We start from the raw sequence: 8169 nt of genomic DNA, 5'->3' as shown, positions 1-8169 counted from the left end.
TGGTCGGGGAGAGAGGATTCGAACCTCCGGCCCCTGCCTCCCGAAGACAGTGCTCTACCAGGCTGAGCTACTCCCCGACGGAGCCGGCGCGCCGCTCTCGCGGGTCCGGTACTAGCCAAGTGGCGGCGCTTAGCGGGGGGTATTGGAGACCGCAACCCCCGTCGTTTCGAAAGCGGCAGGGTGGCGGAAAACGTTCGGGATCGCTGGCATGACGCATGACGATCGGTTAGCGGGCGCCTGTGAAGCCGCTTGAGATCGTCGCCGCGCTGCTGGGCGTACTCAATATCCTGCTGCTCGTCCGCCGCAGCGTCTGGAACTATGCTTTCGGGCTCGCGATGGTCGCGCTTTACGCGCCGGTCTTCTTTCACGCGCGGCTCTACAGCGATGCGCTGCTCCAGATCATATTCTTCGCGGTTCAGCTTTACGGGCTGTGGAATTGGCGGCGATCGCAGGCGGAGAGCGGCGAGGTAAGGATCGAACGCCTTACCGCCATCGGGCGGCTGGCCTGGGCGGTAGCTGGGCTCGCGTTAATTGCGGCATGGGGCGGCGCGATGGCGCGTTGGACCGACGCCGCCTTTCCCTATCTCGACGCGGCCAATGCAATAATCAGCGTGATCGCGCAGATCATGCTATCGCTGCGGCTGATCGAAAATTGGCCGCTCTGGATCCTCGTCGATGCGATCGCGATCGGGCTCTATATCGCCCGCGGCCTGCTGCCCACCGCCGCGCTCTACGTGGTGATGCTCGGGATGTCGGCCTGGGGGTGGATCGCGTGGCGGCGGACGCTGCGGGCGGAGAAGCCGGCGTGACGACGGGGTTGATCGTCGGCAATTTCGCGCCGCCGCATGCCGGCCATGTCCTGCTCGTCGAGACCGCGCAGGCGATGGTGGACGAGCTGATACTGCTTGTGATCGTCGCCCAGGACGAACCGATCCCGTTCGCGCGCCGCAAGGCGTGGATCGCGGAGCTGTTCCCGAAAGCGGAGGTCTTTCCGATCGACGGGATCGTTGCGGAGGCCGGCGGCGCCTATTCCGAGCGGCTGGCGGCGATATTGCCGAAGCCGATCGATCTCGTCTTCGCGGGCGATGGCGAGACGCTGGCGCTCGCCACCGCGCTGGGCGCGCGCTACGTCCAGATCGATCCTTATTATCAGACAGTCCCGATCACCAGCGCGCAGGTTCGCGCCGATCCGATCGGCAACTGGCGCTTCGTGCCGCCGCCCGTGCGCGAGCACTATGCGCGCACGATCTGCCTGCACGGGCCGGAAAGTACGGGCAAGTCGACGCTGGCGCCCGCGCTCGCCGCGCATTTCGATACGTTATGGCTGCCCGAATATGGCCGGACCTATTGCGAGACTTTCGGACTTGCGCTGACGATGGCCGATCTGGTCGCGATCGCACGGACGCATGCCGCGATGACGCGGGCGGCCAAGCGGCAGTGCAACGGCCGCCTCATCCTCGACACCGATCCGCTGATGACCGCCGCCTGGGCCGATATATTGTTCGAGCGGTCCGATCCCTGGCTCGATCGCTTCACCGAAACCGCCGACCTCTATCTGTTGCTCGATATCGACATGCCGTGGGTGGACGACGGCACCCGCTTTTTCGGCGACGAGGCGCGCCGGCGCCGCTTCCTCGAATGCTCACGCGCGCAACTGGACAGACGCGGATTGCCCTATGTGCTGATCGGCGGGCCGGCCGAGGAACGGTTCGATCGTTCTTTGGAAGCGATTAAGGCCGCCGGCCTCTGAAATCGATCGGGAACGCTGCCCGATCTCCTCCATGTTGCCGAAAAAAACGCCGCGCTCCACCGGGGAGCGCGGCGCTGAGGAGGGGATGATCAGAAGTTGACGGCGGCTTCCACGCCGAAGGTGCGCGGCGCATTGAAGTTGCCGTAATCGCCCAGGACGTTGCCGATCGGGCCAGCGGTGAGGCTGGTGGTCGGAGCGCCCGGCAGGCTGTTCGACGGGTCCTCGCGGAAGATATACTGCTTGTCGAACATGTTGCGCACCCAGACGCCGATGGTCAGCTTCTGACCCGCGTTCGACATGCCGATGTCGGCCAGCGACAGTCGCCCGTTGACGATGAAAGACGCGCCCGCCTTCGTCGCGAACTGGTCGAAGGCCTGGGTCGCCTGTGAGTAGTTGCCGTCGACGTGGAATTTCACCTTGGTGTCCGAACCCCCGACCGGCAGCGAATAATCGATCGAGCCGCTCGCCGCGTTGCGCGGGGTGAACGGGATGTAGAATTGCTGCAACACCGTGGACGTGGCGGCGCCGACCGTGAAGCTGACCGGTACCAGCGGTATACGCGTGTAGGTATATGCATAGGACAGGTTCAGCGTCAGGCCGGTGACCGGCGCCACCGTCAGATCCGCCTCGATACCGCGGATCTTGGTAACGCCCGGCGCATTGATGGCGCGAAGCACGTTGACGCTGCTGCCGTTGGCGAAGGTGATGAAGCTCAGGTCTTCCTGGCTGTTCTTGCGGTCCATGATGTAGCCCGCGAGGTTGAAGCGCGCGCGGTGATCCCAGAAGTCGCTCTTCAGGCCGATTTCATACGACTTCAGATCCTCGGGATCGAAGGGCAGATAGTTGGGGGTACGCGAACTGGCGCCGCCAGCGCGATAGCCGGTCGAATATTTAGCGTAGACGTGAACGCTGTTGGTCAGATCATAAGCGATCGTCGCCATTGGATTGAAGCGATTCCAGGTCTTGTCCAGCGGCTGGTAGCCGTTGGCGGCAAGCTGCGCGGGCGTGGCCGTCGCGTAGTTCAGATTGTTGAAGAAGGTCAGAACGCCCTCCTTCTTGTCCTTCGTATAGCGCCCGCCGACGGTGATGTGCAGCGCGTCGGTCGCGTTCCAGGTTGCCTGGCCGTAGGCCGCATAGCTTCTGGACCGGACGGCGGATGCGCGGTCGATCGAGCAGCCATTGACCGCCTTGCCGATGAAGAGCGGCGTGTTGCCCGTGCAGAAGGGGATGGTGACATAGTTCGCGCCGGTCACCGCGCCGGCGCCGTTGAGGACCGCGACCGCGCCGACCGAGCTCGGCGTCGCGGCATCGTCGCTGACATGCTCGTTGAAATAGAACAGGCCCGCGACATAATCGATGCGACCGATCGAGCCGACGGCCTGGAATTCCTGGCTGAACTGACGCTGGCGCAGATCGGCGAGGCTGTACCTGCTGAACGGGCAGGGCGCAGCGGCGGTACAGGCGGCGGTCAGGGTGACGAGTGGTGGGCGATGAGCGCCGCCGCTGTTATCCCACTGCGCCATGTCCACGCCGCGCCAGGCGGTAATCGAGCGAAGCTCGATCTCGGGCGCTAGCTTCCACTTGAAATTGTTGGTGAAGCCGTGGCTCTTGTCGACACTGGGCTGCTGCGGAACGCCGATGTCGGCCGTGCTCATGCGGCTGGTCCCGTTGACGACGACACCCGGCAGCAGCGGCTTGACCGGACCGCCGGTCAGCGACGTGTAATTGACGCTTGGCAGCACGCACGTGCTGCCGGCGGTCACCGGGCCATTGGAGCAGCCGTTCGGGTTGTAGCTCAGCAGCTGGCTGTAGAACGGAGTATTCTTGTCCTGCGCGACGTCGACCGAGAAGTCGTTGGTGATGTCGCTCGATGGCTGCCAGCGAACGGCGCCACGGAAGCCTTGGCGATCGTAATAATTCCAGCCGGTCGAGCCGGGCAGCGGATCCTTAGTGGTCGCGCCCTGATACTGCTTGATGCCGTCGAGCTTGATGCTGAAGTTGTGAAATTCCGGCAGATCGAGGTGCGCGCCGATCGTATAGGCGCCGTAATTGCCGTAGCCGGCGTTGACCGAGCCGCCGAACTTGCCCGAGGGCGTCTTCGAGATGATCGAGAGCGCGCCGCCTTCGGAATTGCGGCCGAACAAAGTGCCCTGCGGACCCTTCAACACTTCGATGCGCTGGATATCGAACAGCGCGGCATTAAGGCCGTGCTGGCGGGCGAGATAGACGCCATCGACATAGATGCCGACGCCCTGCTCGCGGGCGGGCTGGTTGGCGTCGAGCGGCACGATGCCGCGAATGCCGATCGTCAGCGCGCTCTGGCGGGCTTCGAAGGTGGCCACGCGAAGGGAAGGGACGCCGCCGTCGGCCAAGTCATAAAGGCTCTGGATATGGCGATCCTTGATGACCTGCTCGTTGACGACGCTCATCGAGATCGGGGTCCGCTGGAGATTGGTCTCGCGCTTGGTCGCGGTGACGACGATCTCCTGAATGGTCGTCTCCTCAGCCGGCGCGGCGGCGGCATCGGCGGCAGGAGCGGCGACCGGATCGGCGGCGTGAGCCTGCGCGGCGAGCGCGAGGGCGAGGGCGGCGATCGAAATCGCCGAGGCCTTGGAAGTCATCGGTGCGGTCCCCTTCGGTATCGCCGTTCGGACGGCGACGTCGGGGGTTCCGCTAGTGGGCTTGTCTTTCAGACGAGCGACTCTTCGGCGACTCTTTTGTGACAGCGGCGAAATGGCTGTGGATAGGTCGTGCGCGGGCGATGCTCTTCGCTTCGCGGCGATGCGCTGCTAGGCGGCGGGGATGACGCCGCTCGACACGATCCGCAACTTCAGCATCATCGCGCATATCGACCATGGCAAGTCGACGCTGGCCGACCGCCTGATTCAGCGCACCGGCGGGCTGACGGAGCGCGAGATGAGCGCGCAAGTGCTTGATAACATGGACATCGAGAAAGAGCGCGGGATCACGATCAAGGCGCAGACGGTGCGCCTCGACTGGAAGGGCCACGTCCTCAACCTGATGGACACGCCCGGCCACGTCGACTTCGCCTATGAGGTCAGCCGCAGCCTGGCGGCGTGCGAGGGCGCGCTGCTGGTGGTGGACGCGGCGCAGGGGGTAGAGGCGCAGACGCTCGCCAACGTCTACCAGTCGATCGAGCATGACCATGAGATCGTGCCCGTCATCAACAAGATCGATCTGCCCGCCGCCGAGCCCGAGAAAGTGCGCGCCGAGATCGAGGAGGTGATCGGGCTCGATGCCTCCGACGCGATCCTCGCCAGCGCCAAGACGGGGATCGGCATCGACGAGATCCTCGACGCGATCGTCGCGCGCATCCCCGCCCCCAAGGGCGACGCCGACGCGCCGCTGAAGGCGATGCTCGTCGATAGCTGGTACGATCCTTATCTCGGCGTCGTCATCCTCGTCCGCGTGATGGCGGGCGTGCTGCGCAAGGGCGCGCAGATCGCCTTCATGGCGGGCGGCACGACCCACCTCGTCGACCGCGTCGGCTGCTTCCGCCCCAAGATCGAGCAGCTCACCGAGCTCGGGCCCGGCGAGATCGGCTTCATCACCGCGCAGATCAAGGAGGTCGCGCAGACCGCGGTGGGCGACACGATCACCGACGCGAAGAAGCCCGCCGCCGAGCCGCTGCCGGGGTTCAAGCTCGTCCAGCCGGTGGTGTTCTGCGGGCTGTTCCCGGTCGACGCCGCGGAGTTCGACAAGCTGCGCGAGAGCATCGCGCGGCTGCGGCTCAACGATGCGAGCTTCACCTTCGAGATGGAGAGCTCGGCGGCGCTGGGGTTCGGCTTCCGCTGCGGCTTCCTGGGGCTGCTCCACCTCGAGATCATCCAGGAGCGGCTGACGCGCGAGTATGATCTCGACCTCATCACCACCGCGCCCTCGGTGGTCTACAGGATCCTGCTCGCGCATGATCGCGGCGAGATCGAGCTGCACAATCCCGCCGACATGCCCGACCCCAGCCGCATCGCCGCGATCGAGGAGCCGTGGATCGAGGCGACGATCTACTGCCCCGACGAATATCTCGGCTCGATCCTCAAGCTCTGCCAGGACCGGCGCGGGGTGCAGAAGAACCTGACCTATGTCGGCGGGCGCGCGCAGGTGACGTACGAGCTGCCGCTCAACGAGGTGGTGTTCGATTTCTACGACCGGCTGAAGAGCATCAGCCGGGGCTATGCGAGCTTCGACTATCACCAGATCGGCTATCGCGAGGGCGACCTCGTCAAGATGAGCATCATGGTCAACGCCGAGCCCGTGGATGCGCTGAGCATGATCGTCCATCGCGGCACGGCGGAGAGCCGGGGCAGGGGGATGTGCGAGCGGCTGAAGGACCTGATCCCGCGCCACCTGTTCAAGATCCCCATCCAGGCGGCGATCGGCGGCAAGGTGATCGCGCGCGAGACGATCGCCGCGATGCGCAAGGACGTGACGGCGAAATGCTATGGCGGCGACATCAGCCGCAAGAAGAAGCTGCTCGACAAGCAGAAGGAGGGGAAGAAAAGGATGCGGGAATATGGCTCGGTGAGCATTCCGCAGGAGGCGTTCATCGCCGCGCTCCGGATGGGGGAGGAGTGAAGCGGACCGATGGCGTGCACGCGCTACTTCGAGGAACAGGTGTTGAGAAAGCGCACCTATCTGACGGAAGGCATGTGCCGCGCCATGATCGCTGCACCGGTGCGGCGGGAAGCTCAGAAAGATGGGCGTGTGCGCTTCTGGGGCGAGGTTCGCTTGCCAGGCGAGGCCGAACCACGCATGTTGCGCGTCGTGACGCTGGAGGATGGCGAGACACTGCATAACGCCTTCCTCGATCGCGGCTTTCGCAGGGACGAGCCATGAAGCTGCATTATTATCCCGAGACTGATAGTCTCTACATCGAGTTGAAGGCTGGGGCCTCCGTCGAGACGCGCGAGATCGCGGAAGGCATCAACGCCGATTTCGGCAGCGCGGGCGAGGTCGTCGGCCTCGACATCGATCACGCCGCTCGGCTGGATATCGGCACGCTGGAGACAATCGACCTGCCGCTGGGAACGCTGCGGGCGGCTTGAGCGGCGGCAACCCCGGGATCACCATTGCGAAGATGGATCGCGATGTCGGTATCGATCAGCAGGGGCACTACGTCAGAGACCCAGCCGTTCCGGAGCCTCGAATCGGGTCGTGACTCGATGCCGTCGTCGGGCCGACCGATCGCGGCAAGCGCGGCCAGCAGTTCCAGCAGCTTGCGTCTTTCTTCAGCGGGGTCGGCGACCGGAGTCAGCACGATCCGATTCCGTCTCGCTCCACGCAAAGATCAGTGCCGATCCCGAATCCCATGCCTTTGGGAAGGCGCACCGCTTCGCTGTTGCCGCTCTTGAAGGTCCTCGTCTCGTGAGCGCCCAACGTCGCCTCCATGGGATTGACGCGGATATACGGCGGGGGCGATCGGCGGCAAGGTGATCGCAGGTAGCTTAGCGCTCCGGCTCTTTCATGTGCTCCCGAAACCAGGCCGCCAGCTCCGCTTCGCCGAGTTCGCCTGCCGCGAGCTGCTGGAACGCGACGACCAGTTCCGCGTCGCTCGCATCGAGGCGGTTGCCGTTGAGCATCAGGAAGGTTTCGCTGACCACCGCCGCCGATCTTTTGTTGCCGTCGACGAACGGGTGGTTGCGCGCGATGCCGAACGCATAAGCGGCGGCAAGCTCCGCGGCATCGGGCGTGCCATAGGCGGCAAGATTGGGCCCGCGCGCCATCGCGCTTTCCAATCCGCCCTGGTCGCGCACCCCGGCGGGGCCGCCGTGCTGGGCAAGCTGTTCGCCATGGATGGCGCGCGCGACATCGGCCGTGATCCAGATCCAATCATGGTCCACGGCTTTTACTTCGCGAGTTCGCGCAACGCCCGCTTGCGCCGCGCCATGACCTCGCGGGCGGCGGCGATCTGCGCATCGAAATCCGTCATGGGCGCGCGCAATTCGATACCCATCGGGGTCTTGGTGACCGAGAGCGTCTCGCCTACGGCGACATCGAGATGCAAGAGCATCTCTTTGGGCAGGACCACGCCGGCGGAATTGCCGATCTTCACGATCTTGAGGGGCATGTTCATACGGATGTTATAATGATTGCGATTGGTAACGGAAGAGGGTGCAAGATTTTGTCTAAGATTGGTGGTTAGCGGAATGACTGCTTCTGGGGCGGCACCAGCGAAAGCTGCCTTAAAAGACGATCCAATCTTTACGATCCGCTTCCCAGACTATGCCGCTCTCGTAAGGCCCAAGCTCCGAGAAGATGGATAGTGACGATCCGTCCTCAATCTTGAGGCAGATGCGCAAATCTTCACGATCTGCTGCAACAATCCTCTAAGAGGCTGTGTCGGAACGGTAGCGTAATGGTGGACGACCGGGTTCCGATGTGATTCCGAGCGGTTGCGAGAC

8 protein-coding genes and 1 tRNA gene are annotated in these 8169 nt (G+C 64.2%); 5 read left to right on the top strand and 4 right to left on the bottom strand.

Annotated elements, in window-relative coordinates; translation table 11 throughout:
* Positions 1 to 77 (bottom strand) — tRNA-Pro (locus tag HUU94_RS12370).
* A gap of 162 nt (positions 78 to 239) precedes the next feature.
* Between HUU94_RS12370 and pnuC the strand changes: the two genes are divergently transcribed.
* Together pnuC and HUU94_RS12360 are read left to right on the top strand one after the other, a co-directional pair.
* Positions 240 to 809: a nicotinamide riboside transporter PnuC gene (gene pnuC, locus HUU94_RS12365; protein ID WP_174275371.1), complete on the top strand. Its 570-nt coding sequence runs from the start codon at positions 240 to 242 to the stop codon at positions 807 to 809.
* On the top strand, positions 773 to 1750 hold the full coding sequence (locus tag HUU94_RS12360) for an AAA family ATPase (RefSeq protein ID WP_174275370.1): 978 nt from the start codon (positions 773 to 775) through the stop codon (positions 1748 to 1750). The genes pnuC and HUU94_RS12360 overlap by 37 nt, the downstream gene beginning before the upstream one ends.
* 89 nt (positions 1751 to 1839) lie before the next feature.
* On the opposite strand, the gene HUU94_RS12355 is transcribed toward HUU94_RS12360, so the two are convergent.
* Positions 1840 to 4371, bottom strand: coding sequence for a TonB-dependent receptor (locus HUU94_RS12355; protein WP_174275369.1), 2532 nt, complete (start codon positions 4369 to 4371; stop codon positions 1840 to 1842).
* Positions 4372 to 4552: 181 nt separating this feature from the next.
* Here HUU94_RS12355 and lepA point away from each other — a divergent pair, with 181 nt between their 5' ends.
* From lepA to HUU94_RS12340, 3 genes are read left to right on the top strand one after another with little or no spacing between them, the layout of a single operon-like run.
* Positions 4553 to 6343 (top strand): translation elongation factor 4, encoded by a 1791-nt coding sequence (gene lepA, locus HUU94_RS12350; protein WP_174275368.1) that lies wholly within the window; start codon positions 4553 to 4555, stop codon positions 6341 to 6343.
* 9 nt (positions 6344 to 6352) lie between these two features.
* Positions 6353 to 6604 carry a hypothetical protein gene (locus tag HUU94_RS12345; protein ID WP_174275367.1) on the top strand — a complete coding sequence of 84 codons (252 nt, stop codon included), beginning with the start codon at positions 6353 to 6355 and terminating at the stop codon, positions 6602 to 6604.
* Positions 6601 to 6813 carry a DUF2283 domain-containing protein gene (locus tag HUU94_RS12340; RefSeq protein ID WP_174275366.1) on the top strand — a complete coding sequence of 71 codons (213 nt, stop codon included), beginning with the start codon at positions 6601 to 6603 and terminating at the stop codon, positions 6811 to 6813. Before HUU94_RS12345 ends, HUU94_RS12340 begins: the two co-directional genes overlap by 4 nt.
* A 399-nt stretch (positions 6814 to 7212) precedes the next feature.
* Here the strand turns inward: HUU94_RS12340 and HUU94_RS12335 are convergent, their stop codons facing one another.
* Together HUU94_RS12335 and HUU94_RS12330 are read right to left on the bottom strand one after the other, a co-directional pair.
* Entirely contained in the window at positions 7213 to 7608 is a 396-nt protein-coding gene (locus HUU94_RS12335; protein WP_174275365.1) for a type II toxin-antitoxin system death-on-curing family toxin, read from the bottom strand.
* 5 nt (positions 7609 to 7613) lie between these two features.
* The gene (locus tag HUU94_RS12330; protein ID WP_174275364.1) at positions 7614 to 7841 is read right to left on the bottom strand and encodes an AbrB/MazE/SpoVT family DNA-binding domain-containing protein; all 228 of its coding nucleotides are present in this window, start codon (positions 7839 to 7841) and stop codon (positions 7614 to 7616) included.
* Positions 7842 to 8169: the final 328 nt, after the last annotated feature.

The organism is Sphingomonas bacterium (assembly GCF_903644055.1).
In the GTDB taxonomy this organism is placed as follows: Bacteria; Pseudomonadota; Alphaproteobacteria; order Sphingomonadales; family Sphingomonadaceae; genus Sphingomonas_I.
The sequence above is the reverse complement of the archived record's forward strand: the minus strand, read 5'-3'. Positions and strand labels throughout refer to the sequence as shown.